Origin of the sequence: Streptomyces sp. NBC_01450, from assembly GCF_036227505.1 — a bacterium.
Taxonomy (GTDB): domain Bacteria; phylum Actinomycetota; class Actinomycetes; order Streptomycetales; family Streptomycetaceae; genus Streptomyces.
On record NZ_CP109481.1, the window covers coordinates 517,408 to 541,492 of the forward strand.

At 67.9% G+C, this 24,085-nt stretch carries 19 protein-coding genes and 7 pseudogenes; 14 read left to right on the forward strand and 12 right to left on the reverse strand.

Annotation, left to right across the window (positions count from 1 at the left end; genetic code table 11):
- Positions 1-75 precede the first annotated feature (75 nt).
- Positions 76-315: a divalent metal cation transporter gene (locus OG568_RS50620; RefSeq protein ID WP_329536887.1), complete on the reverse strand. Its 240-nt coding sequence runs from the start codon at positions 313-315 to the stop codon at positions 76-78.
- A gap of 312 nt (positions 316-627) precedes the next feature.
- The gene (locus tag OG568_RS50625) at positions 628-1,539 is read right to left on the reverse strand and encodes a LysR family transcriptional regulator (protein WP_329536888.1); all 912 of its coding nucleotides are present in this window, start codon (positions 1,537-1,539) and stop codon (positions 628-630) included.
- A gap of 75 nt (positions 1,540-1,614) precedes the next feature.
- On the opposite strand from OG568_RS50625, the gene OG568_RS50630 reads away from it, so the two are divergent.
- Both OG568_RS50630 and OG568_RS50635 read left to right on the forward strand, forming a co-directional pair.
- Positions 1,615-2,364 (forward strand): CTP synthase C-terminal region-related (seleno)protein, encoded by a 750-nt coding sequence (locus tag OG568_RS50630; RefSeq protein WP_329536889.1) that lies wholly within the window; start codon positions 1,615-1,617, stop codon positions 2,362-2,364.
- A 4-nt stretch (positions 2,365-2,368) separates the two neighbouring features.
- Positions 2,369-3,301 (forward strand): PLP-dependent cysteine synthase family protein, encoded by a 933-nt coding sequence (locus OG568_RS50635; protein WP_329536890.1) that lies wholly within the window; start codon positions 2,369-2,371, stop codon positions 3,299-3,301.
- Positions 3,302-3,734: 433 nt separating this feature from the next.
- On the opposite strand, the pseudogene OG568_RS50640 reads toward OG568_RS50635, so the two are convergent.
- The 4 genes and pseudogenes from OG568_RS50640 to OG568_RS50655 form a co-directional block, all read right to left on the reverse strand.
- Positions 3,735-4,933 (reverse strand): annotated as a pseudogene (locus tag OG568_RS50640) (IS110 family transposase).
- An 889-nt stretch (positions 4,934-5,822) separates the two neighbouring features.
- Positions 5,823-6,926 carry a hypothetical protein gene (locus OG568_RS50645; protein ID WP_329536891.1) on the reverse strand — a complete coding sequence of 368 codons (1,104 nt, stop codon included), beginning with the start codon at positions 6,924-6,926 and terminating at the stop codon, positions 5,823-5,825.
- A gap of 489 nt (positions 6,927-7,415) precedes the next feature.
- Complete coding sequence (locus tag OG568_RS50650; protein WP_329536892.1) at positions 7,416-7,592, reverse strand: hypothetical protein; 177 nt, start codon at positions 7,590-7,592, stop codon at positions 7,416-7,418.
- 166 nt (positions 7,593-7,758) lie between these two features.
- Positions 7,759-8,175: a peptidase inhibitor family I36 protein gene (locus tag OG568_RS50655; RefSeq protein WP_329536893.1), complete on the reverse strand. Its 417-nt coding sequence runs from the start codon at positions 8,173-8,175 to the stop codon at positions 7,759-7,761.
- A gap of 455 nt (positions 8,176-8,630) precedes the next feature.
- Here OG568_RS50655 and OG568_RS50660 point away from each other — a divergent pair.
- From OG568_RS50660 to OG568_RS50670, 3 genes and pseudogenes are all read left to right on the forward strand, one after another.
- Positions 8,631-10,168 (forward strand): annotated as a pseudogene (locus OG568_RS50660) (ISL3 family transposase).
- Positions 10,169-10,444: 276 nt separating this feature from the next.
- Entirely contained in the window at positions 10,445-10,816 is a 372-nt protein-coding gene (locus OG568_RS50665) for a hypothetical protein (protein ID WP_266593563.1), read from the forward strand.
- Between the two features lie 349 nt (positions 10,817-11,165).
- Positions 11,166-11,720: a hypothetical protein gene (locus OG568_RS50670; protein ID WP_329536894.1), complete on the forward strand. Its 555-nt coding sequence runs from the start codon at positions 11,166-11,168 to the stop codon at positions 11,718-11,720.
- Here OG568_RS50670 and OG568_RS50675 read toward each other — a convergent pair.
- Both OG568_RS50675 and OG568_RS50680 read right to left on the reverse strand, forming a co-directional pair.
- Positions 11,717-12,744 (reverse strand): annotated as a pseudogene (locus OG568_RS50675) (IS5 family transposase). The gene OG568_RS50670 and the pseudogene OG568_RS50675 sit on opposite strands and share 4 nt — an antisense overlap.
- 128 nt (positions 12,745-12,872) lie before the next feature.
- Positions 12,873-13,181 (reverse strand): immunity 53 family protein, encoded by a 309-nt coding sequence (locus tag OG568_RS50680; RefSeq protein WP_329536895.1) that lies wholly within the window; start codon positions 13,179-13,181, stop codon positions 12,873-12,875.
- A 65-nt stretch (positions 13,182-13,246) separates the two neighbouring features.
- Between OG568_RS50680 and OG568_RS50685 the strand changes: the two genes are divergently transcribed.
- Both OG568_RS50685 and OG568_RS50690 read left to right on the forward strand, forming a co-directional pair.
- Complete coding sequence (locus OG568_RS50685) at positions 13,247-14,368, forward strand: IS630 family transposase (protein WP_329536896.1); 1,122 nt, start codon at positions 13,247-13,249, stop codon at positions 14,366-14,368.
- A complete protein-coding gene (locus OG568_RS50690) occupies positions 14,365-14,607 on the forward strand; it encodes a hypothetical protein (protein ID WP_329536897.1) in 243 nt (80 codons plus the stop codon). Before OG568_RS50685 ends, OG568_RS50690 begins: the two co-directional genes overlap by 4 nt.
- 180 nt (positions 14,608-14,787) lie before the next feature.
- On the opposite strand, the gene OG568_RS50695 is transcribed toward OG568_RS50690, so the two are convergent.
- The 3 genes and pseudogenes from OG568_RS50695 to OG568_RS61780 form a co-directional block, all read right to left on the reverse strand.
- Complete coding sequence (locus tag OG568_RS50695; RefSeq protein ID WP_329536898.1) at positions 14,788-15,294, reverse strand: hypothetical protein; 507 nt, start codon at positions 15,292-15,294, stop codon at positions 14,788-14,790.
- Positions 15,295-15,513: 219 nt separating this feature from the next.
- A pseudogene (locus OG568_RS50700) lies at positions 15,514-15,657 on the reverse strand (IS3-like element ISMyma3 family transposase); the annotation flags it as partial.
- 297 nt (positions 15,658-15,954) lie between these two features.
- Positions 15,955-16,104 (reverse strand): annotated as a pseudogene (locus OG568_RS61780) (integrase); the annotation flags it as partial.
- 265 nt (positions 16,105-16,369) lie between these two features.
- On the opposite strand from OG568_RS61780, the gene OG568_RS50705 reads away from it, so the two are divergent.
- The 6 genes and pseudogenes from OG568_RS50705 to OG568_RS61785 form a co-directional block, all read left to right on the forward strand.
- A protein-coding gene (locus OG568_RS50705; RefSeq protein WP_266421100.1) for an IS3 family transposase occupies positions 16,370-17,544 on the forward strand; the annotation gives its coding sequence in 2 pieces (ribosomal slippage) (positions 16,370-16,637 and positions 16,637-17,544; 1,176 coding nt in all).
- 492 nt (positions 17,545-18,036) lie between these two features.
- The gene (locus tag OG568_RS50710) at positions 18,037-19,347 is read left to right on the forward strand and encodes a hypothetical protein (protein WP_329536899.1); all 1,311 of its coding nucleotides are present in this window, start codon (positions 18,037-18,039) and stop codon (positions 19,345-19,347) included.
- A gap of 106 nt (positions 19,348-19,453) precedes the next feature.
- Positions 19,454-20,812, forward strand: coding sequence for an SMI1/KNR4 family protein (locus tag OG568_RS50715; protein ID WP_329536900.1), 1,359 nt, complete (start codon positions 19,454-19,456; stop codon positions 20,810-20,812).
- A gap of 190 nt (positions 20,813-21,002) precedes the next feature.
- The gene (locus OG568_RS50720; protein ID WP_329536901.1) at positions 21,003-21,197 is read left to right on the forward strand and encodes a hypothetical protein; all 195 of its coding nucleotides are present in this window, start codon (positions 21,003-21,005) and stop codon (positions 21,195-21,197) included.
- Positions 21,194-22,183 (forward strand): aldo/keto reductase, encoded by a 990-nt coding sequence (locus OG568_RS50725; protein ID WP_329536902.1) that lies wholly within the window; start codon positions 21,194-21,196, stop codon positions 22,181-22,183. Before OG568_RS50720 ends, OG568_RS50725 begins: the two co-directional genes overlap by 4 nt.
- A 10-nt stretch (positions 22,184-22,193) precedes the next feature.
- Positions 22,194-22,375: pseudogene (locus OG568_RS61785) on the forward strand (IS6 family transposase); the annotation flags it as partial.
- 83 nt (positions 22,376-22,458) lie between these two features.
- Here the strand turns inward: OG568_RS61785 and OG568_RS61790 are convergent.
- Positions 22,459-22,809 (reverse strand): annotated as a pseudogene (locus OG568_RS61790) (UDP binding domain-containing protein); the annotation flags it as partial.
- A 135-nt stretch (positions 22,810-22,944) separates the two neighbouring features.
- Here OG568_RS61790 and OG568_RS50740 point away from each other — a divergent pair.
- Entirely contained in the window at positions 22,945-23,964 is a 1,020-nt protein-coding gene (locus OG568_RS50740; RefSeq protein ID WP_443077969.1) for a Gfo/Idh/MocA family protein, read from the forward strand.
- The last annotated feature ends 121 nt before the right edge of the window (positions 23,965-24,085 follow it).

Genomic DNA, 24,085 nt, shown 5'->3' on the forward strand with positions numbered 1-24,085 from the left:
TCGAATGGCAGGAAACGAGGACCGGGCAGCAGGTGCAGGGCAATGGCCGCTCCGAGCACTCCGCAAGGTCGGTCATCACGCCGCCCCCTGCGCCCGCAGGCTCATACCGGTGGCGACGCCGAACTTCGCGGAGAAGTAATGCAGAAGCGTCGCCACGACGTTCGTGGTCAGCCGCACCCATAGCAGCTGCGACCCGAAAGTGCCGCCGGCCTGCACGTGAGCAACAAAGGTCCCCGGGTCGATGTACGCGATCGCGGGGACAACGTCGCTGCGCCAGCAGGAGCCGCGGCCGTAAGGAGCCATTGCTGGACGCATGTGCGACCACCTGCGCTGCCTGAGGGTGACCCGGGTGGTCATGGAGGCCACGTCCGACTACTGGCGGCCCGCGTTCTCCCCCTGGAGGCAGCCGGCTTCCAGGTATGGCTGGTCAACGCCAGGGACGTCAAGCATCTGCCGGGCCAGGCCGCGCGGCGGCTTCTGTCGCTTCGAGTCAGAGGACCTTCGGTGCGCTTTTCCGGTTGGTTGCCACTCACGGCTCCGAGCGTCGTACGCGGTGCCGTCCGGCGGCCGGGAGGATCTGCATGCGGTGTGCCGTGACGTGTCCCCACGCGGGTACGCGGTCGAGGGTCAGTGCCAGCCTGGTACGGCGTGCCGGCGGATCGCCGCCGTGAGGGTCATGGCGGGACCCGTCAGGCTGCCGTGGACGAGTTCGGTGCGGTGGACGAGGTGGGGAGTCGAGAGTGGGACACCGGTCACATCGGGTTCGCCGTCTCGATGGTGTTGCACGGCGGACGCGGGAAGCAGGGCGAGCCCACCGCCGGCCGCGACGAGGGCCAGGAGACTGCGCACATCGGTGCCGTCGTAGTGCAGGCTGGAGCGGAACCCGTCGGTGCGCGCGAGACCCCGCAGCCGGTCCAGCGGTGTGGCTACGTCGGGTGCGTCGATCCAGACAGCGTCGACGAGGTCCTCCAGACGGAGCCGGCTACGGCTTGCCAGGGGGTGCGTGCCGGGCAGAGTCACGGCGACGGATTCCTCCGTCAGAGCGACCGTGGTGAGCGGACCGCTGTCGAGCAGGCGGAGCGGGTCGCTGGCAGCGGTGACTCCGTCGACGAGACCAAGGTCCGCGTCGCCGTTGGCAACGGCCTCGAGGACACCATCACGGCCCATGGTTCTCACGACGATCGTCAATCGCGGCATCGAGCGCTGCAGTTCGGTGAGTACGGCGATGGTGTGCCGGACGTCGGCGAGCGGCGACGCCCCGAGGGTCAGACGGGCCTGCGGTTCACCTGACAGGCGCTGGACGTCGGTCCGGGCGGCGTTGAGGCGCAGCAGGATCGGCGTGGCATGCTCCAGCAGTCTCTGCCCGGCCTCGGTCGGGATGACCGGGCGACGGTGCAGCAGTTGCACCCCGAGGTCCTTCTCCAACGCGGCAACCTGTTGGGAAACCGCGGACTGGGTGTAGCCGAGGTCGCATGCGGCGGCGGAGAAGGACCCTTCACGGGCTACCGCCACGAAGGCGCGCAGGAGGTTGACGTCCATGACTATAAGTATCTCTGATACTTCAACGACGATTTCTCGTTGGACTAATAACTGCGGGCTGCGCACGATGAGCCCATGGAGAGCAACGACGAGACGCATACGGCGAAGGTGGCACTCGTGGGTGACCGGTCGCCGCACGTGCGGTCCCACACGCGGATACCCCTCCTGCTGGAAACGCTGCGGCAGCGGGACGGAATCGCCTTGGACGCCTACTGGGTACCGACCGAGGAGGTGCACGCCACCAGGCTGGACCGGTTCGACGCCATCTGGCTGCTGCCCGGCAGCCCGTACCGCAGCGAGACCGGCGCGCTCCAGGCAGCCCGTACCGCCCGGGAAAACGGCATCGCCTACCTCGGTACCTGCGGTGGGTTTCAACACACACTGCTGGAGTTCGCGCGCAACGTCTGCGGGCTCACCACTGCCGGCCACGCCGAGAACACTCCGCACGCAGAGAGCCCGCTGATCGCACCCCTGGCCTGCTCCCTCATCGGGCACGAGGGCATGGTCAGCATCACCCCGGGCTCGGCGGCCGAACGTATCCTCGGCGTGGACCGGACCGTGGAGCGCTACCACTGCGGGTACGGGCTCAATCCCCAGTACCTGGATGTCCTGTCCGCGCACGGCATGCGGTTCACCGGTCACGACGGCCCCGACGTACGCATCGCCGAACTACCAGGACATCCCTTCTTCCTGAGCACGCTCTTCCAACCCGAACTCGCCATTGATGACGGGCGTTGTCATCCGATCGTGCGCGCCTTCGCCTACGCCGCCGTCGCACACGCTGCGGGCGGGGCCACCGTGCCTGTCACAACCGGCAGAGGGTAACGCGATGCGACCAGGAACGCTGGCCGCGATCGGCAACACACCGCTCGTGGAACTGCAGCATCTCCCGTCCTCAACCGGTGCCCGGGTGCTGGTGAAGCTCGAATACCTCAACCCAACTGGCGCCATGAAAGACCGGCTGGCGTTGGCGATGGTCGAGGGAGCCGAACGTGACGGCAGACTCATGCCGGGGATGACGATCGTCGAGTACACCGGCGGCAGCACCGGCCCGGGGCTCGCGCTGGTCTGCGCGGTCAAGGGGTACCGGCTCAAAATCGTCACGTCGGCCTGCTTCAGCGACGAGCCGCGGCGGCTGATGCGGGCACTCGGCGCCGACGTGGAGGTGCTCGACGCCGCCATCGCACCCGGTACGGTCACGCCGACCGACATCGACGCGATGCGCGCCCGCGCGGCCGACCTCGCCCAACAACCGGGCCACTACTTCACCGACCAGTTCAACAACCCGTATGTGGTCGCCGGTCTGCGCGACGGACTCGGCATGGAGATCCTGAACCAGAGCGCGCACCTGCCAGTGACAGCGTTCTGTACCGGCATCGGCAGTAGCGCGTCCCTGCTCGGTGTGGCAGCAGCGATCCGCCGGCGCGACCCGCGCCCCCGAATCGTCGGCTTGGAGCCGGCCGGATCGCCAGGTATCACCGCCGGCACCCGGGGCGTCTTCGCGATGCAGGGCTGGAGTGGCTTCGCCCCACCGCTGTTCGACATTGACGCCGTCGACGCGGTCGACATCATCAGCGACGACGACGCGTTTGCGACAACGTCCCGCCTGGCCGAGGAGGAAGGCATCTTCACCGGTGTCTCAGGCGGTGCCAACGTCTATGGGGCGGTGCGCCTCGCGGCCCAGCTGCCGCGAGAGGCGGCCGTCATCACGCTGGCACCCGACTCCGGCTACAAGTACCTGGGTAGCGGCCTATTCGGATAAGCCATTCGTCAACAGATGCAGTTTCTTAGCTTCACCTTGAGGAGACTGGCTGAGCTGGGAACTTGAACCTCTGGCTGCGGTCCTGGCGGGTGTCTCCTACGGTGTCGTCACGACCTTGGTGGTGGCGATGGGCTCGTTGTTCGGGGAACTGGACGCGCGGGAGACGGCGGCCCGTGCGCGTACGGCACCATCACCCTGTCCGCCGCGCGCAGCGCCATCAAGAACAACTGGACCACCGCGCTCCAGGTCACCGGCATCGGCTGACCTCCAGCAAGGCCGTAGGCCGCGCCGCGTGACGGGATCCAGAAGGGACCGGCTGGGCTCCCACGCGGCGCGGGAGCCCCGCAGCTCTGCCCCACGAGCGCGGCGCGAGCGGCCAGGGTCTGCAGGAGGCCGCGCCCATCACCGTCACCCTCGCTTCCTAATGCTGTTGTCAAACGGCTGTAATCACCGGAGGTGTGACTTGGTAGCACCGTTGGTCACGGATCAGTGCCCAGATGACATTGACGCGTCGGCGGGCGAGGGCGAGCACGGCTTGAACGTGCTTCTTCCCTTCGGCGCGTTTGCGGTCGTAGAACTTCCGCGAGTTGGGGTCGTCGCGGACGCTGACGAGCGCGGAGGTGTAGAAGACGCGCTGGAGTCTTCGGTGGTAGTTGATCGGCCGGCGGAGGTTGCCGCTGACCTTGCCCGAGTCGCGAGGGGCGGGGGTGACGCCGCGGCGAAGGCCGCCAGAGCGTCCGGGGAATCGAACTCATCCAGGTCACCGCCGACGGCGGCGAGGAACTCGGCACCGAGAGTCGCGCCGATGCCGGGAACGCTCAGAAGAATGCTGGCGAGTTCATGCTCACGAAACCGGCCCTCGATGAGCTTGTCCATCTCGGCGATCTGCTCGTTAAGGGCCATCACCTCCTCGGCCAGGGTGTTGACCAGCTTGGCGATGGTCTTCTCCCCGGGGACGGCAGTGTGCTGGCGCTCGGCGGCCTCGACAACTGCTTCGGCCAAGGACCGTGCGTTTCGGACCTTGCGGTTGGCCAGCCACTTCGTCAGCCGCGTGACGCCGACGCGGCGGATGGCGGCCGGCGTCTGGTAACCCGTCAGCAGCCTGAGCGGGCCGGTGTTGGTCACCTCCAGCGCCCGCTCCAGGGCGGGGAACATACTCAGCAGGGTGCTGCGCAGACGGTTGACGACGCGGGTGCGGTCCTCCACCAGGTCAGACCGGCGGCCGGTCAGCAGCTTGAGTTCGACGGCGGCTTCGTCACCGGGGCGGATGGGGCGCAGGTCGCGGCGCATCCTGGCCTGGTCGGCGATCACGTAGGCGTCGCGAGCGTCGGTCTTGCCCTCGCCGCGGTAGCCGTCGGATGCCCGGTTCACCAGGCGGCCGGGCATGTAGAGGATCTCCTGGCCGTGGCTGACGAGCAGGGCCAGCAGCAGTGCAGGTTCCCCGCCGGTCATGTCGATGGCCCAGGTGACCTGCCGGCCATCGGCCAGGTCCAGGACATCACCGATCAGCTTCAGCAGCTCAGGCTCGTCGTTGGCGACCCGCCGCGACAGCAGCGTCGTGCCGTTCGAGTCCAGAGCAAGGCCGTGATGATGGCCCTTGCCGCTGTCGATCCCCGCCCATATCCGGCTCATCGTGCTCCTGACGTACGTGTTTGTTCTGTTCGTGCCACGGACGACTTCGCCGGCATTGCTCTACACAGCGACTTGTTCGCACTTCCTAATCGGCGGCCGAGTCGTCGTGGGGTGCCGGGCGGCGAAGCGAAGGAAGCCACGAGACGGCAGCCCGCTGATAGCCACACCCAGTACCCCTGGGCCACCCAACCCTACGAATGGCTCGATCAACCCGATCAAGACCGTAGAGCCCGCTGACCCCGTACCACCCCGCGCGGCCCCTCCGGCCGCCGACGGATTATCCGAGGCCCGTCCCGGGCAGTACACAACGCCATACTCACGGCCGAGGCGGTTCCGCTGCGGCACCCCCCGCCGACTGACGCACAGTCCCTCCAGCCCGTCGGCCGACAGCATCAGGAGCCTGCCTCCCGCTGGCCGTCTCCTGGTTGGAGCACGGCGCGGCGGGCGCGGTCCCGGACCGCTGGCCTCGATCCTCGCGGGCCTGGCGCAGGGCGGCCGCGTGCGTGGCGTCGACGTGGCGGCGGCGCTGGACACGCACTGCCCGACCGGGGCTGGCGCATCGTCCGGTCCCGCCTCCAACTCAGGGAACGCAGGGCGGCTGAGCTCGCGCATTGCCCTGGTCTGCCGTTCGACCGCCTCCGTGATGTCCGGGTCGGCCAGGCAGGGCGGGGCGGCCTGCCGGCGAGCGGCGAGGGCGCGGTGGTAGCCGTCGCTGGCCAACTCCCGTGTCGTCACCGGCCCCTTGGCCGCGGCCGCCGTCTGCGGGGCCATGTCGTCCGGGGCGGGCGCGGGCACGGAGCCGCGCACGAGGATCCGCAGCGCGCGCACGACCGTACGATCTGCCGACGCGTTGGCGGCCTCGATGACGCGGGCCGAGAGTGCTGCTTGATCACCTGCGGGTGACGCGTTGCCATGCTGGGTCGAGGGCGATCTTCTTCAGCTCGGCGATGTCGAGGGCTGGGTCGGGTCGGGTGGGGGCAAGGGCGTAGGCGGGTGCGTTGAGGGCGGAGACGACGATGCGTATACCGTCTTTGCGGAAGGTATCGACGGTCCATTCGATGGTGCCCTTGTCGCCACGGTTGGCAGGGTTCTTCCGAATGCTGAGCCGGGTGCCGTCGGGCAGGGTCTCGCCCTTTGCGAAGAGTTTGGCCATGCCGTCATCGCTGGGTTTCCAGCGCTGGACGTTGACGGCGACGAGACTCTTGCCGTGGCCGTCGTCGACCACGAGGTGGCCGAAGCCTTCCGTGCCGCCTGGCTGCGCGTGGCTGATCCCTGCCGGGAGGAGTTGCTCGAGCACGAGGCTGATCTCTTTGCCGGTTGGCTGCCAGCCGCCGCTCCCGCCGGCGGGCGGCGTGGGCACCGTGTTGAGCACGGGTTCCCATGTCGAAGACGTGGCGACGGCCGTCAACTGCTTGAGCGTCAGCGGCAGAGCCGTGACCGCGGAATCGGCCTTGGCCTGCGGGTCTGCGACCTGAGAAACGAGGATCTGCCTGCCGTCATCGAAGATCAGGCGGGCGGTCAGGACTTTGCCGCCGGAGGGATTCTTCTCCTGGTGCGGTGACTGATCCTGCACCAGCGTGGCGCCGTCGGGCAGCGTGGTGATGGTGCACCGGCTGTAGGGGTGAACGGCTGTATCCGGGCATTGTGACACCTCGGCGGGAAGGGGAACCGGAATTCGGCCGAGCATCACTTGGACATGTGCCGACCTCCCACCCCGCTGGAAGACCAGTTCGGCCGACGGTAGCGTCCCGGGCTTCGTACTCACACCCTCCCCCCGTTGGCCGGAAGTTTTTCCCTGCGGAAGCGACGCCTCGAGCAGACGCACCATCTCCTGCGCCGACGCCGTCTCCGAGACCGAAGGGCGCGCGGCACTCTGGGAAGAGTCACAGCCGGTCAGCACAACGGCGCTCAGCCCGGCCCACACGATCAGCCCGAATACTCTGCGCCAACCGGTGAAGACGTTTTCGCGGGCCGTCTGGACCCTGCCGGACATGTTTCCGGGCGTCAGCGAGGCATGGGTACGTGGACGCTGGACGGCCTCATGCGGAGGGGTAGGGCGCGGTCGGACAGGCGGGCGGAGACCGGTGTGGTCGACAGGCATAGCGGATCACCGTGTACTTGGATGGTCGGGGCCGGGGAGACCGGCCCATGGAGGACGTACAACGCGGAGCACAGCTGCATGGGCGTCACCCGCGGTCCGTGAGAGCTCCGAGTCACTCACACGGGGGCGGAAGGAACCCGAAGGGCCTATTTCTCCGAGCGGATGCTTCTGCTTCTAGCACCGACGGCAGGGTTCGACGTAGCCCGAGCCGATAGCGTTGTCGCAGGATCCATTCATCAGGCCCCACTGCCGACAGGACGCGAAACACCCGACGGCACCCTGCCAGTCCGCGCCGCTCCGCCGCGCCCGGCGAGGATGCCGTCGGACAGGAGCACAGTCGGGATCGCGTCGCGCAAAGCACCCAGTAGCCCAGGTGCACCGTCAGTGGAGAAGACGGATGACGGCCGTCGCGTACAGGTGTGCAGTGCCGACGGCGACGCCGAAACCAGCGACGAGTCGGATGAGGACATCGCGCCGGTGCAGGAACACCAGGCCGACGGAAGAACGCTGACGAAAGGAACCCGCAGCGACTGTCACCCCGCACGCGACGATCAGCATGGCGGCCCACTCAACCAGAGCGTGAGCAGGGTCGCGTCCGGCAGGACAGGGGACCAACGAAGCTCCCGCGCCGATGAGTTGAGACTTCGAACACCTACCTCAACGGCACGGGAGCCTCACGCTACACCGACCCCATCACCCGATCAGTGGGTCACGCTGAAAACGCTCAGCAGGGCCCCATAGAGCTGATGATGTCGTTGAGATACGAATATCCGCCAACGAAGGTCATGTTTGTGTCAGGCCCTATTGACCCCTCATAGTGGTCCAGGTGCGGGTTATCGTAAAAGCAGAATGTCCAGCCGGTCGTGTTCTTGACTGAAGATACTGCTTCGTTGGCGTTGGTGCCATTGACGAAATTCCGAACCCCGAAATCTTGCACAGCGGAACGATACTTCAGCTCGTCCGGCACAAATACCGAACCGGTGAAGTCTCTATCATGGTAGAGACAGACCTCGTTGTCCTGGCAGGTGTAAGCCATGACGTTGGAGGCGGCGGCGGATGCGGATCCGGCTCCGCCGACTGTCATCGCGATAGCCGACAAAGTCGGCGCCAGGACCATTGCAAGCTTCTTTTTCGCTTTCACAGAATCTCCTTAGAGCGCTTCGAAGTGTTTGCGCATGCCGCAATTCAGACCGGGACGGTTCTCCCTGGCGACAGACTCATGCCATGGACGCCCGGCGAAAGTGCCTGACGACAGGTCAACCTGTGGTGCCCCGGTTCACTAGGTAATGACAGTCAGGAGGTCGATCTTGTGACACGTTCCGCAAAATTCATCCACAATCGCCCTCCATGCCTACCCTGGCCTGCGGCGATCTTGCTTCTTCAAGTTCGCATGCGGTGCTGGGGACTTGCGTGTGCGTACCCCGGCCAGGGCGCGCTGCTGGGGGTGGGTGGCAGCCTCGGAGAGGTGGACGGTGCCCGGATGTCGGCCGTCCTCGGTATCCGCGAAAACCTTCACCGTGCCGTGGGTCTGTCCAGCCAACGGCTCTGGCCCGTAGTCGGTGGTGACGCCGAGTAGCCGCCCTTGATCATGATCGTGTGGTGGATATCAACTCCCTTATCGGGACGGTGTTTTCGGGGCTTTCGGCGCTGGTCGTCGAGGATGTGGCGGACGGCAGCGACGCGGTGGTGGTCTCGGCCCGGACCCGGGACGTGGCGGTGCCGTGTCCGGTGTGCGGGACGCCGACGGCGAAGGTGCACGGTTATCACCGCCGGACGGTGAGGGACGTGCCGGTCGACGGCCGCCAGGTCGTCGTCCACCTGCGCGTACGGCGGCTGGCCTGTCCGGCCCTGGGCTGCTGGCGGCAGACCTTCCGCGAGCAGATTCCCGGACTGCTGGAGCGCCATCGGCGCCGCACGGTGCGTCTTGTCGGGCAGATATCCCAGGTGGCACGGGAGTTATGCGGCCGGGCAGCCACACGCCTGGCTGGCCTGCTGGCCGTGCCCGTTTCCCGGAGTACCGCACTGCGCCATTTGCGGCGCCTGCCGCTGCCGCAGCAGGCCATCCCGCGGGTGATCGGCGTGGACGATTTCGCCCTGCGCCGCCGCCACCGCTACGCCACGATCATCACGGATGCCGAGACCGGCCGGCGCGTCGCGGTCCTGCCCGACCGCGAGGCAGTCGCCCTGGAGTCCTGGCTGCGGAGACATCCTGGTGTCGAGGTCGTGTGCCGAGACGGCTCGGCCACCTACGCCGAGGCCATCCGCCGCGCCCTGCCCGACGCGGTGCAGGTCAGCGACCGATGGCGCCTCTGGCGCAATCTCTGCGACAAAGTCCAGCTCGAGGTCCGCGCCCACGCCGGATGCTGGGCCACCATCAACCCGCCCCGCCCCGGCGGCGTACGCGAGCAGACCACACTCGAACGCTGGAACAAGATTCACGACCTCCTCGGCCAGGGCGTCGGCCTGCTCGACTGCTCCCGCCGCCTCGGCCTGGCCCTGAACACCGTCAAACGCTACGCCCGCATGCCCCAACCCCAGGCCCTGCGCATCGCCCTTCCCGCCTACCGGCCCCCCTCGTCGACCCCTACCGCGACCACCTGCGTCGGCGCCGTGCCGAGGATGCCGCCGTCCCGGTCACCCACCTCCTCGAAGAGATCCGGGAGTTGGGCTACACCGGCAGCGCCAACCTGCTGGTCCGCTACCTCAACCAGGGCCGCGCCGAAGGCGACCGCCCCGTCACCACCCCACGTCACGCCAGCCGCCTCCTGCTCACCGACCCCGAAAACCTGCGCCCGAAGGAAACGACCCTGCTGGAGAAGATCGCTGCGGCCTGCCCGGAGATGACCGCACTCGCCGATCTCGTACGCGGCTTCGCCACCCTGCTGAAACCGGCCGAGGGAAACGACGTGAAACTCACCGAGTGGATCACGACCGCCCGGGCCATCGACCTGCCTCACCTGCGCAGCTTCACCAACGGTCTCGAAATCGACCGGTCCGCCGTGAACGCCGGCCTCACCTTGCCTTACCACAACGGCCGCACCGAAGGCGTCAACACCCGCACCAAGAGGATCATGAGGCAGATGCACGGACGCGCTGGATTCGACCTCCTCCGCCACCGCATCCTTCTGCCCTGACCGCCACTCGGCGTCACCACCGACTACGGGCCAGAGCCCAAGATCCGGTGTCAAGGCCCCCGTTCCCTACGACGCCGATATGTGTACCTCCTTTGAGAAATCCAGCAGTAGACACTCACGGAAGTCTGGCGTAGTCGTAGTTCCGGGCCGGTCCGGGCTCCCAAGGGGATCCGCCCCGCCACGCAGCGAGCCGGATGTCGGAAGGTCCCCACCCGAGACCCGCGTCATCCGTCCACATCCGCCCGAGACAGAGCAACCAGCGGGCAGGATGGCCTCATGACAAAACTGTCCGCACGGTCGGTCCGTCGTGCCTCCTCTGGTTCAGTGCTGTCGTTGTGGTCACAGGACTCTGTGTTGTCGATCGGCTCAGTGGGATCGGTGCTGTCCGTGGGGTCCGTCGGTTCGGCCTTGTCAGTGGGCTCGATCGGAAGCGCCCTGTCGGTCGGCTCGATCGGCTCCGCCCTGTCGCTGATCTCAACCGGCTCGTGGCTGAGTACAGGATCGTTGTTTTCCGCGCAGTCTCGGTGGTCGGTGCTGTCCTGGCGTTCCTCTCGCGGTTTCCTGGCCGCGGGAGCGGTAGGGGCAGCGACCGGAAGCGCCCTGCTGTTGGCCCAGATGCTGCACAAGGCCGATACCGGCACCGGATGACCCTGATCAGGTTGAGGGGTTATTTCGCTCGGCGTTCAGACCGGAATGAGTGCTTGGTCCCGTGATGCAGGGGCACGCCGGAAGACGGTCGCCTCGCTGGCGAGGATGCTTCCTTACGTCGAGATTCCCGGCGGTTCGCCGGGACTTCGCTGCGCGCCCTGTAGGCCACTAGGGCGCGTATCGAGTCGTGATCATTCTGCGGATTCGCCCCGGTGGCGGGCGGAGGACGGGAGCGGCCCTGACACCATCGGGCCGTACCAGTACTGCCGGATGGTGCAGGTCCGTTGGGCCTGTCGGAGAGGAGCACCACCACTGCCCCTACTTCAAACGGCGCGTAGCGTGTCGAGGCATGACGCTGCTGCCGGACCTGCCTCAGAACACGCCGTTGCTCGACCTGCTGCGGCAGCAGGGCGTTCCGCAGGAGCGCGGTGCCTACGTCTATGAGGGGTGGGAGCTGCATACCCACCCCGATCTGGTCGAGAGGCTTGAGGACCTTGCTCCCCAGTGGCCCGTCCTGGCGACGTTCGGGGTGCCGGTGCTTGCAGACAAGAACATTGCCGCGGTCGTCGCCTGGGGCATGGGTATGGTGCTGGTGCGCCTTCCCGAAGTGCCGGCCGAGCCCCTGGAGCCCGCAGAGCCCTGCCCGCCCCTGACGGATCCGGGCCAGGGTTGGTACTCGCTCTGCCCCTGGCAGAGTGAGCTTCCCTCGGCGGAGTCCAGGCGCCTGTTGTCGCTGCTGATCCAGCATGCGCTCTCCTATGCGGCGAGCCTGTCGGAGGACGACAGCATCGACTGGCAGGGGCGCCCGGTGCAGGCTCCGGGCGGGCGCAGGGGAAAGGCCAAGGGCAGACGTCCCAGCAGGGACAAGGGCAGACGGCAGGGCGGACGCGGACGACGGCGCTAGGGTGCGGAGCGAGTCCTGATCAACGGGCCGCCCCTGGTGAGGTCTTTGATCCAGATCATCGAGGCGCGCAGGTGGAGTCCGGCGAGGTAGCTCTCCGGCGTCTTGTCGTACCGGATGGCGATGCCCCGCCAGGCCTTCAGCTTGTTGATCAGCCGCTCGACGGTGTTCCGTTCCTTGTACAGGTCTGCGTCGTGGCTGACGGGCCGGCCGCCCCCGGAGCCTTTCTTCTTCCGGTTGGCAGCCTGGTCGACCTTCTCCGGGATGACGGCCTTGATGCCGCGTCTGCGCAGGTGGGCTCGGTTGCCGCGGGACGAATAGGTCTTGTCGCCCGCGACGGCGTCGGGCCGGGTGCGGGGGAGGCCAGCGGGCCCGCGAACCCGGATCTTCTTCAGGACGGGGATGAACTGCGGGCTGTCGGCCGTCTGGCCGGCGGTCAGGACGAACGCCAGCGGACGACACTTGCGGTCGACGGCGAGGTGGACCTTGCTGGTCTGCCCGCCCCGCGAACGCCCAAGGAGGGCGGCCTTCAGCCGGAGCTTTCGTCGGCACCGGACGCGTCGTCGCTCCCCCCGTTCTGGATCCGCTTCGACGTCCTGTCCGCTTTGTTCTTCCAGGTCGCCCCTTTTGACGTGGCCTTCTTCTCCTCTGCGTCCGCCTTCTCCAGGGCGGTGAGCACGTCCTCGCCAAGGTGCATCCCGGCAGCGTCGTGGTGGGCGCGCGCGGTGGTGGAGTCGATGCTGACCAGGGACAGGTCCACCTCGCCCCGCTTCGCGGCCTCCGCGATCAGGCCCTCCAGTAGGGCCTCGAACACACCGGCGTCACGCCACAGTCGAAAGCGGTTGGACACGGTCGACCGAGCGCCGAACTCTTGCGGCATCTCCCCCCACTGCCCGCCGGTCTTGAACCGCCAGATCACGCCCTCGAACTGCTGCCGCAGGCGCTCGGGGTACGGGCCGTAGTCCCCGACCGGCAGGTACGGCCCGCTGAACTCCCACTCCTCGTGCGTCAGTTGCACTCGCGTCATGCAAAATGATCTACCGGATCAGGACTCGGAGTGAGGACGCACTCAAAGATTGATCACGACTCGATACGCACCCTAGTGCTCTGACCGCATAGGTTCACAGGGTTGGTGTCTCCGGGTTCTGCGCCGGTTCAGGGAGCGATCGTGGTCGCCCAGGTACGGAACAGCGTGAGGGCCTCGGTGAGGTTTCCGGGACCGCACGCGGCGTGGAATGCCTTCTCGGCGGTCCAGGCCCAGACCCAGTCCTGCGTTGAGCGGTTGATCTCCTGGCGGGAGTACTCGCGTTCTTCCAGGTCGGTCTCCTCCAGGTCGATGCTGACGGTCCAGCCGGGGTTGTCGAGCGTGTCGATCTTCACGCCCCACTCGTGTTCCCAGTCGCCGTTGCACTGCTGCGCGTACCAGTTCTGCAGCCAGTCAAGAAGAGACTCCGCATCGCTCATGGCAGGAGATGCTAAGCGAGTCGCGCGCCGGGCTCAGGCGTGGCGGGTCCAGCCGGGGAGAAGCGATGGCAGAGCTGGTACGAGTACGCAGTCTGACCGACCAGGAGGGGCAGCGGCTGCAGCAGATCGTGCGCCGAGGCAGCACCAGCTCGGTGCGCTACCGCCGCGCGATGATGCTGCTGGCGTCGGCCGGCGGGAACCGGGTGCCGGTCATCGCCCAGCTTGTTGCGGCCGACGAGGACACCGTGCGCGGTGTCATCCACCGGTTCAACGAGATCGGTCTGGCCTGCTTGGACCCCAAGTGGGCGGGAGGCCGTCCCCGCCTGCTCAACGCTGACGACGAAGACTTCGTCATCGCGACGGCCACCACCCGCCCGGTCAGACTCGGCCAGCCCTTCACCCGTTGGTCGATCCGTAAACTCGTCGCTTACCTGCGCAGAGTCCACGGCCGCGTGATCCGCATCGGCCGCGAGGCCCTGCGCTGCCTCCTGGCCCGACGCGGCATCACCTTCCAGCGCACCAAGACCTGGAAGGAGTCCACCGACCCGCAGCGAGATGCCAAACTGGACCGCATCGAGCAGGTCCTGGAGCACTTACCCGACCGCGTTTTCGCGTTCGACGAGTTCGGGCCGCTCGGCATCCGCCCCACCGCAGGATCCTGCTGGGCGCCGCGGAACCGGACCCAACGGATCCCGGCTACCTACCACCGCACCCACGGCGTCACCTACTTCCACGGTTGCTACTCGATCGGAGACGACACCCTGTGGGGCGTCAACCGCCGCCACAAGGGCGCCGCGCAGTCCCTGGCCGCGCTGAAGTCGATCCGCGCCGCCCGCCCCGACGGCGCACCCATCTACGTGATCATGGACAACCTGTCCGCTCACAAGGGCGCCGCGATCCGGGCCTGGGCGGAGAAGCACCGGGTAGAGCTGTGCTTCACCCCGACCAACGCCTCTTGGGCGAACCCGATCGAGGCCCACTTCGGGCCCTTGCGGCAGTTCACCCTGGCCAACTCCCACCACCCAAACCACACTGTCCAGACCCGCGCACTGCACGCATACCTGCGCTGGCGCAACACCAACACCCGCCACCCCGACGTCCTCACCGCCCAGCGGCGAGAACGCGCCCGAATCCGCAGCGAAAAGGGCATCCGCTGGGGCGGACGCCCGCGCACCGTCGCAGCATGACCCGCAACCCGGTGAACCTACGCGGTCAGAGCACTAGCCTCAAACGTGAGCGTTTTGAGCAGGCCGGGCAGGAAGCGGGCGATGGCGTTGTAGCGGGCGGCGAGCATCTGCTCGGCGCCGTCGTCGGGCTGCTGCGCGAGCAGCTTGACGGTGTCGGCCGCCGCGTGGGCCGGGCCGACGTCCATCCCGTCGAGCGTCGCGCGGAGATCGCCCTCGTGGTCGGCGGCGGTGGTGCATGACCTGTCGCAGTGAAGTTAGTCGGCCGGGTTTTGCTGACCTGAGTGGACTGGGTTGCGTGAGACGGGTTCTCCGAAGCCGTGATCCGCTGCGCGATGACCGACCTTATGAGCAGACGACTCACCGGGGAATCCACCCGGAGCTGGCGCGACACCTGAAACCCGCACCCAACGCCATCCGGTTCAAAGCTGGTTGATCCATGCCACGAACAGCACAGCTCCTGCTGCGGCCAACAGGAGGGCGAGCGGCCTGCTCCACCGGTGGTGCCTCGATCCGGTGGACAACTCCTGATCGTAGGAACTGAGTGCGGCCAGACCCCGCAGAAGCCATATGGCAGCCACCAGGATCGGCACGGCCAGCGCCGCGTGTGTCGCCCAAGCACCCGCCAGGGTAGGCCCGCCCCAGGAGTGCTGGTAATCGTGCGCGTCCAAGAGCGGGTAGAGAGCGCCGTTCACGGCCGCCTGTGTGCTGATCAGGACGACGAACCAGGCGACGAGCCCCAGCCCCACGCCAAGGAGCGCCGCCAACGCGTCGGTGAAGCGCCCCCTCGATGCTGTTCGCGCGAACCGGGCGGCTGACACCGGCAATAACGTGATCCCCCGCCAGACCCACGACTGGCCAGTCCTGCCCAAGGTCTTCGAAACGAACGAGCTGGCGGAACGGCGATGTGGCTTTTGTGTGATCCCCATGCATCCACGATCACAGTCGTTGCACGCTGGATCAATGGTGCCTGCACCAGCATTCGCGGTAAGACTTCCCCCGGACACGATGTGCGGCAAGGTCAAACGCCATCTCTGGTGTGAGCAGGTTAGGCGGATCTGACCGGGGTTGCTTACTGTTCCTCATGACTGCGGGCCGCGCTTCATGTGACGGCCGCGGTGGACGTAGCAGAGGAGGGACGAGTAGAAGACGGAGTCGGCCGCGCCGATCCCCAGCTTGGCTGCGACCGCCTTCATCGCAGCCCACTCGGTTGGGTAGTTCGGGCGGATCTCCGCAATCATGCGCACCGCACGCTCACGAAGCTCAGGAGGGTAAGGGGACGGGCATGCCATGGCTCGATCCTCTCAAGGAATCGAGCCTCCATCAGGCCCGGAGCGCTTCACTCAAGCCGTTGACCAGCGGTAATGGAGAAGTCCGGCTGGAGTACTAGGCGGCGCTACGTTTCGACCTGTCCACCACACTCGCTGTTGTAAACCTACAAGTCACCGAGACCATGTGCTCCCTTACGAGTCCTGCGGGGAGCAGCACCGGCAGTGACAGCAGCAACGTCGTGTCACTTCTTCATGCGCGTCAGCATTCCTGCGGTCCTGCGGCGGCGTCGTGGGCACTGGCTCCTTTGCTGTGTCCTCGAGCGCCACCAGACGTTGGAGGTCGGCAGTCACCACCCGGTAGGCGTTTCCGAGCTTCAGTACCTTGCACGGATACTCGCCCCGCTTCGCCAGGCCGTAGCCAGTGGTCCTCCCTATCGAGAGGACCTTGTTCGCCGTCTGTAGGTCCACCGTGGGCGGTAAGGCCATCAGATACTTGCGGGTGAGGGCCGTACCGTCGATTGCCCCGTGCTCCTCTGGACCGGGCCGGCGTCGCGGACCGTGCCGAGGCGGCGTTCGGTGTCGGCCAGCAGGGTGGCGACGGTTCGCGGCAGCGGCTTCAAGGACGCCTGGCAGGATAACGGCGGAGTTCCTTCAGGGTGCGCTTGGGCGTTACCCCTTGACCGTGGACACCCTGATCATTGGATCGTGAAGATCCGAAGGACAGGAGTTCCCGTTGGGGACGTCGAAGTACTCGCCTGAGTTCCGGGCCGATGCCGTCGCGTTGTACCGCTCCAGCCCGGGCCGGACGTACGCGTCGGTGGCCAAGGATCTTGGGGTGAACCACGAGACGCTCCGCACCTGGGTGCGGGATGCCGAGCAGGCCGCCGTGCCCGGCGCGGTGGAGGCCAGCGAGTTGGAGAAGGAGAACAAGCGGCTGCGGGCCCAGGTGAAGGAGCTCGAGCTGGAACGCGAGATCCTGCGGAGGGCCGCGAAGTATTTTGCGGGCGAGACCAGCTGGTGAGCCGTTTCCAGTTCGTTGCCGACCACCATGACGCCTTCGGCGTGAAGCGGCTGTGCCGGATCCTGGGGCTCTCCCGTTCCGGGTTTTACCGGCACCTGGCCGGCTTGGATGCGCGGGCCGGGCGGGCGCGTGCGGACGCCGAACTTGCCGGGCGGATCACGTCGATCCACACCGAGTCCGACGGCACCTACGGGGCTCCGCGCGTCACCGCCGAGCTCCAGGGCGCCGGGCTGCGGATCAATCACAAGCGGGTGGAACGCGTCATGCGGAAGTTCGGCATCGTCGGGCTGCACCTGCGCAAGAAGGTCCGCACCACGGTCCCCGCAGCCGACGCCATCCCGGTGCCGGACCTGATCCAGCGGGACTTCACCGCCTCTGGGCCGAACAAGAAGTACGTCGGCGACATAACCTACCTCCCGGTCGGCGACGGCCAATTTCTTTATCTGGCAACGGTGTTGGACCTGCACTCCAAGCGTCTGGTGGGCTGGTCGATCGCCGACCACATGCGGACCGAACTGGTCACCGACGCCCTCAAGGCCGCCGCCGGCGCGCGGGGAGGGAACCTGCGCGGAGCGATCTTCCACAGCGACAACGGAGCCCAGTACGCCTCCAAGGAGTTCGCCCAGGTCTGCAAGGACCTCGGCGTGATCCGATCACGCGGGGCCGTCGGCACCAGCGCGGACAACGCCGCCGCGGAGTCGTTCAACGCCAGCATGAAAAGGGAGACTCTCAAGGGCGCGAAACGCTGGCCCGGAGCTCGCGCCGCCCGCCTTGCGGTCTTCCGCTGGGTCACCCGCTACAACACCTGGCGACGGCACTCAGCCCTCGGTCAGCAGAGCCCGATCAACTACGAACAGCGATCAACTACGCTGACCACCGCCGCATAACAACCGGTGTCCACGATCAAGGGTGAAGGCCCCTTGGTGTCCAGGGCGCTCAGGAGCGAGACGGTGCCCAGGGTCCACACCCGGTCGGAGGTCTTGTCAGCGAAGGCGTCCAGGAGAAGGGCATCGGCAGGACCTTGATGCCGCGGCAGTCTGTGTCGACGGGGGCCGGCGCGGGGAAGTAGGCGGGGGCGCTGCCGGTGGCGTACGCGCCGAGTTGGTTCAAGCACAGGGCGAGCGGACCGTCATGGCGGGAGAGTTGGTTGAGGTCGTCGCCGCCCCAGTTGTCGCGGTAGTCCTCGCGGGCGCCGACGGGCGGAACGTACTCGATGCCGATGAGGCCGAGGGTGGCGGCGTATTCGAACAGGACGGCGAGCGTTTAGCGGCCCTGGAGCAGGGGCCAGTCGTGGAATCCGTCGTAGCCGAGGCTGCCGTATGCAGCACCCGCCATGGCAGCGCCCGGCATCACGCGTTCGAGTTCAGTAGCGTGGATGGATGAGAACACGCGGGGAGAGGCTCGCAGTCGTCGCGAGCCTGGCAGCCGGCGCCGCCCTGGTACTGGGCGGCTGCGGCAGGATCAGCACAGGGGACACCGGCACAGGGGGCACGAGCGCGGCAGAGCTAGGGTTCAAGGAGTATGCGGGCGCAGTGGACTACCCGTCGGTGACCGGTCCGCACAATAAGGGGTACGTGGCGCCCCGCGAGGGTCTGCGCCAGCTGGTGCCGCTGGGTGACTGCGCCCTGGGCGAGGGGACGTTCGCCAACGGGTACCGCTATGTGAACGTCAACTGGACTGGTTCCGACGGCTGTACAAAGCTCACGATCACCCCGAAGCCGGGTGCCGACGACGAATCCGACGTACCGTACTCCATGCGCAGCGGCTGGCCCGGTGGCGGCCTGCCGGGCGACGTGGTGGTGCCGTGGGACGACGGTTCGCTGATCGGTGTCGGCGCGACGTTGACCCGCCGGGCGCCGAACGGCGAGCAGTTCCGGCTCGCCACGCTGCCACTGACGTTCAACACCCGCCCCGAGCAGGAGACCGCGGACGACGCCTCGGTGAACACCGCGGTCAAGGTCGGCTCGCTCCTGCTGATCGGCGGCGGCCAGATCGTCGACCAGGTGGAGTCTCCGTACGTGTTCGCGTCCGACGACGCGGGCAAGACCGTGCATCGCATGCCGCTGCCGACGATCGACGGTCGGCAACCGTCCACACCCGTGGGCGACTTCGGCGTCAACGGCAAGGAGGTCGTCGCTTTCGGCGCGGCAGCGACCAACGCCTTCGACTTCCGCTCCTCGGGCACGATCCCGTTCTGGCGCAGCGCGGACGGTGGCGCGCACTGGACGTCCGGCGAAATCACCGGGATGCCACCGGGCTCACAGGTGCACAGCGTCCTGTACGCCTCGGGCCACTGGTTCGCCGTGGGTGGCTATGCCAGGGCCGGCGCCTTCTACGACTCCCTCCCGCTGGTTCTCACCAGCCAGCACGGCAACCACTGGACCCGGATGGACACTTCGGCCATGGGCAACGGCGAGATCACTGCCGCGACCGTCGACTCCGTGGGCCACCCGGTCCTGGTCGGCTCGGCCCCCCGCCCCAAGTCCAAGCCGAACACCCGCACAGTGCTGTGCGGTTCCGTCTGGGTCGGCAACGGGACGACCACGGACTGGAAACGCGGCGGCCTCGGCTGCAGCGAGGATCCCCCGAGAACGGCGGTCACCCTCGCGGACGGGCGCGTGCTGATCGCGGGCAACCGGGACCTCTGGCTCTCTCGAAGGCCGGGGCCGGGGCGCGGTCACGGGTCTTGATCTCTTCCCGCGGCAGGCGGGCGTAGCCGAGTCGGGCCGCAACCCGTTGTCGTACCCCTGTGGTGAGGTGAAGTCGGACGACGGAGGGCGAGAGGCGGAGGGGACGATGGGTGAGCGTACGACGTGGCGGCCGTTTCTGGAGCAGTGGAGCGCGGAGTGGGTCGCGGGGCACGACCCGGACAAGGACGCGCCGCTCGCGCAGGAGGTCGTGCGTGACGCCTGGCTCGGGTTCGCGCCGGCGAGTGAGGTCGAGGTCGCTGCGGCCGAGGCCCGGCTGGGGCGCCGGCTGCCGCCTTCGCTGAGGGAGTTCCTGCTGGTCACCAACGGGTGGCGGGACGCGGGCAACTTCATCTACCGGCTGGCGGGCGCCGCGGAGCTGGAATGGCTGCGGGACACCGACGACCGCACCTGGATCGAGGCCTGGGAAGACCTCGCGGAGGACGACGTCGAGGAGGACGGGGACGGTGAGGAGGCGTTCGGCGTTCAGGAGGCGAAGGTCCTCGCACGCTCCCTGCGCCTGTCCCTTGAAGGTGATGCGGCGGTCATGCTGCTCGACCCTGACGACGTGGACGAAGACGGCGAGTGGGCGGCGTACTGGCTCGCCTCCTGGTCCGGCGAGGGACCGGAGCGGTACGGCTCCTTCCACGACCTCATGCGCCGCCAGTGGGTGTCCTTCCACGCCCTGCGCAAGCCGCCGGGCGCCACCCGGGACCACTGGGACACAGAGGTCGAGCGTGCCCGCTGCGAGGCGCTGGCCGGGGCGGTCGACGGACCGCTGGCGATGTTCGCCCAGGCACACGAGTACGGGCGGGAGCGGGCCGACGTACTGAGTATGCAGATGAAGGCGATGCTCGGCGATTGGCGCCGTCACATCGCGAGCCTGATGTGGTACTGCCCGGGGAACGACGACCTCCTGCTCAGCCCGCTCTTCGCCGCGGAACTCCTGCCGCTCCTGGTCCGGCAGGACCAGCTCGCGCACCCCCACGACCTGCGGTCCCTGCTGCGGCTCAAGGAGTACGCGCCCGCACCTGTGCGGGCGCTCGTCGCCGACTACGAGGCCCGGACGGCCGAGCCGGGCTTCCGGCTCACCTTCGGCGGACCCGAGTTCGACGCGGCCGTGCACACCGTCACCGACCGCCTCGCCGGGATGCCGGCCTTCCAGGCTCCCGACGAGCCGCCGATCCGGACGGATCCGATCGTCGTCACCCTGTACGCGGCCCGCGGCCCGCGGCCCGAACCCGACCCGCTGTCCGACCCCGCCAAGGTCCGCACGGCCCGTGCGGGCCTGTGTGACGAAGCCTGGCCCGAACTCCGTGCAGCGCTGCGTCTGTGGCACCCGGTGTGCGAGGACCATATTGCCCCGATATCTCTGTTCGCCGACCCGGTCCTGGCCCAGCTGATCACCCCGGACCGCGGCCGCGAGATCCTGGCCACGCCCCGAGGTAGGGGCCCCGGCGTTCAGTAGGCTGGAAGTTCCAGCCGCCAGGGACAGCAGCACCGCACGGGGATCGACCGGCTCGCGGCTGCCATGCTCATAGCCGCCGTCGTGGCCGGCCCGCTCGGCATGGGCCCCGCGGCCGTGGCCTTCACCCACCCGGCGTGGCTGTTGGCCGGCATCGGAGTCGGAATCTGTTCATCGGTCAGTCATCCCGTATGTGACCGATCAACTTGCCATGGCGCGCCTGCCCCGTGCGACGTTCGCGCTGATGTTGAGCCTGCTGCCGGCCATCGCCACCGCGACGGGCACGCTCGTGCTCACGCAGCTGCCCATGATTGGGGACCTCGTCGGCATCGCGTTGGTGACGGCGGGAGGCGCCCTCCACCGCGACTACTCGAAGGAGCACAGGTGAAGTACGTCCCGTTGGGATCCTCAGGACTGTCGGTGTCCCGGATCTGCCTGGGCATGATGAGCTACGGAGACTCACCGTCACGCCGATGGCAGCTCGACGAGGATATGGCCGAACCGATCGTGCGGCGCGCGGTCGAGGCCGGGGTGACCTTCTTCGACACCGCCGACATCTACGCGAATGGCACCAGCGAGGAACTCACCGGACGACTGCTGCGCAAGCTGTTCGCCCGCCGCGAGGACTACGTCCTGGCCACCAAGGTCTACTACCCGACCGGTCCCGGCCTCAACGACCAGGGGCTGTCCCGCAAGCACCTCATGGCCGCCGTCGACGCCTCGCTGGCCAGGCTCGGCACCGACCATGTCGACCTGTACCAGATCCACCGCTTCGATCCCGCCACGCCGATCGAGGAAACCATGTCCGCCCTGCACGACATCGTGCGCGTCGGCAAGGCCCGCCACATCGGCGCATCGAGCATGTACGCCTGGCAGTTCGCCAAGGCGCAGTACACCGCCGAGGCCGCCGGCTGGACCACGTTCGTCTCGATGCAGAGCCACTACAACCTCCTCTACCGCGAGGAGGAGCGCGAAATGATCCCGCAATGCCTCGACCAGGGCGTCGGCGTCATCCCCTACAGTCCGCTGGCACGCGGACTACTCGCCGGCAACCGAGACCGCGACAGCGAACGCCGCACCCTGCGGGCAGCCAGCGACGCCCTGGCCGACGCCCGGTTCGACACCCACGCCGACGCCGACTTCACCGTCATCGACACCTTGCGTGCCGTCGCCGCCGAACACGGCCTGCCACCGGCTCGGATCGCACTGGCGTGGCTGCTACGCCGGCCCGCCGTGGACGCGCCCATTGTCGGCGCCACCAAACCTCACCACATCGACGATGCCGCCGCGGCCCTCGAAGTGACGTTGAGTGACGACGACATCGCCCGGCTGGAGGCTCCCTACACTCCACATCCGGTCCTGGGACATTCCTGACCGCCGCTCGAAGGGCGCCATGAAGGGCTTCCGCTCACCCACCGGCGCCCAGAATTCCTCTCGGTGTTCAGCGCCGTCTCGCCACACTTCCGGCCTCGCCGCCCCCTTCTGACCGCCCCCGACCACCGCGCCAAGACGACCCTCCGCTTCACGATCTGGAACAAGATCACAGGCGTACCCGCGGCACCCTGACCACAGCACCGGCCGACGGCTCCCTTCGCCCCGCCAAGCCCCAACACACTTCGAACCCCGCCAAGTTGACAAGACCACGCAGGGTCGATACGGCCGAACTGCGCCCCCTCGGTCAGGTGCAGCAGCAGACCGGCGTTCTGGACGGCGGCGATCGGATCGTCGACGTAGTCGAGTTCGGGGTGCAGTTTGCGGGCGTTCTCCCGGGCCTTGGGACCGGTGACGGTGACCGTGGCGCCGAGTTCGTGGACTCTCTGGGCGACGGCGAGGGCGGGTGAGTCGCGGTTGTTGCGGCGGCTGTTGATCGCGTCGACCTCGCGGAGTGTGGTCAGGGCCTGGTTCACGCCGAGTTCACCGGTGCGGGCCATGAAGCCGTGGACGTCCTTCGGCAGGCAGCCGCCGCCGAAGCCGAGGCCGGACCGCATCCGGCGTCCCCCTGCGCGAGGCCGACGGCGTTAAGGTCGACTCCTGCGGTTACAACAACACCAGCGCGGACTTCGAGGTCTGCTGAAGCTTTACCGAGACCGGCTTCACGAGAACGACGGCAAGGACCACACATGACGGACGCGCCCATACGGATCGGACTGGCCGGCTACGGCTTCGGCGGCAGGTACTTCCACGCGCCGTTGCTCGCCTCCACCCCGGACTGCGAGTTCCTCGGGGTGGTCACCACCTCCCCCGAGCGCCGCAAGCGGGTCGCCGACGAGCTCAGCCGGCCGACGTACGACTCGTTGGAGGAACTGGCCCGGGCCGGAGCCGAGGCGGTCGCGATCTCCACCCCGGCGGCCACACACATCCCACTGGCCCAGGAAGCGCTGAGACTGGGCCTGGCGGTGGTCTGTGACAAGCCGTTCGCGCTCGACGCCGCTTCGGCGCGGGAGACGACGGAGCTGGCGGAGCGGTTGAAGGTTTCGCTGACAGTCTATCAGAACCGGCGCTGGGACTCTGACTTCTTGACCCTGCGTCGACTCGTGGCCGAGGGCGCGCTCGGCACCCTGACCCGCTTCGAGTCGCGTTTTGAGCGGTTCCAGCCCGAGCCCGGCCCGCCGGCCGCGGGCGGCGGCACCCTGCTCGACTTCGGCAGCCACCTGGTCGACCAGGCTCTCGTGCTGTCCGGGCCGGTCAAACGGGTGTACGCGGAGATGCGGAGCCGCGACGGCGGCGACGGGCTCGATGATGACGTCTTCGTCGCGCTGACCCACCGGAGCGGCGCCCAGTCACACCTGTCCGGCAGTTGGCGGCAGGGCGCACCCGGCCCGCGCTTCCGCGCTACCGGGACCACCGGGACGTACGTGGTCGACGGCGTGGACGGCCAGGAAAACCAGCTCATCGCAGGTGCCACCCCGGCCTCGGAGGGTGAGCGCTGGGGCATCGAGCCCGAGCGGCGCTGGGGCCAGGTGCTGCGCGGCGACCACGCCGAGCCCGCACCGTCCGCCCGCGGCGCGTGGGACCTCTTCTACCCGGCCTTCGCCGCCGCCCTCCGTGGCACCCGCCCGCTGCCCGTGGACCCCTGGGACGCCGTGACCACAGCGACCGTCCTGGACGCCGCGCGCACCAGTGCCGCCACCGGCGAGGTCGTACGCCTGCCCTGACCCCGCGGGCGGCGGTGCCCGGCGGCGTACCCGGCTCGAACGGCGTCCGGATGACATGCCGTACGCCAACGAGAGGAATGACGACGGCACCGGGGGTGAACAACAGTTCTCCCCCGGCGAC

Bases quoted from the DNA above. Each gene is read 5' to 3' on its own strand.
- OG568_RS50710 (WP_329536899.1), top strand. From the start codon at position 18,037: ATGAGAACACGCGGGGAGAGGCTCGCAGTCGTCGCGAGCCTGGCAGCC.
- OG568_RS50715 (WP_329536900.1), top strand. From the start codon at position 19,454: ATGGGTGAGCGTACGACGTGGCGGCCGTTTCTGGAGCAGTGGAGCGCG.
- OG568_RS50695 (WP_329536898.1), bottom strand. From the start codon at position 15,294: ATGGGGATCACACAAAAGCCACATCGCCGTTCCGCCAGCTCGTTCGTT.
- OG568_RS50625 (WP_329536888.1), bottom strand. From the start codon at position 1,539: ATGGACGTCAACCTCCTGCGCGCCTTCGTGGCGGTAGCCCGTGAAGGG.
- OG568_RS50650 (WP_329536892.1), bottom strand. From the start codon at position 7,592: ATGCTGATCGTCGCGTGCGGGGTGACAGTCGCTGCGGGTTCCTTTCGT.
- OG568_RS50635 (WP_329536890.1), top strand. From the start codon at position 2,369: ATGCGACCAGGAACGCTGGCCGCGATCGGCAACACACCGCTCGTGGAA.
- OG568_RS50665 (WP_266593563.1), top strand. From the start codon at position 10,445: ATGACAAAACTGTCCGCACGGTCGGTCCGTCGTGCCTCCTCTGGTTCA.
- OG568_RS50680 (WP_329536895.1), bottom strand. From the start codon at position 13,181: ATGAGCGATGCGGAGTCTCTTCTTGACTGGCTGCAGAACTGGTACGCG.
- OG568_RS50670 (WP_329536894.1), top strand. From the start codon at position 11,166: ATGACGCTGCTGCCGGACCTGCCTCAGAACACGCCGTTGCTCGACCTG.
- OG568_RS50620 (WP_329536887.1), bottom strand. From the start codon at position 315: ATGCGTCCAGCAATGGCTCCTTACGGCCGCGGCTCCTGCTGGCGCAGC.
- OG568_RS50690 (WP_329536897.1), top strand. From the start codon at position 14,365: ATGACCCGCAACCCGGTGAACCTACGCGGTCAGAGCACTAGCCTCAAA.
- OG568_RS50645 (WP_329536891.1), bottom strand. From the start codon at position 6,926: ATGTCCGGCAGGGTCCAGACGGCCCGCGAAAACGTCTTCACCGGTTGG.
- OG568_RS50685 (WP_329536896.1), top strand. From the start codon at position 13,247: ATGGCAGAGCTGGTACGAGTACGCAGTCTGACCGACCAGGAGGGGCAG.
- OG568_RS50630 (WP_329536889.1), top strand. From the start codon at position 1,615: ATGGAGAGCAACGACGAGACGCATACGGCGAAGGTGGCACTCGTGGGT.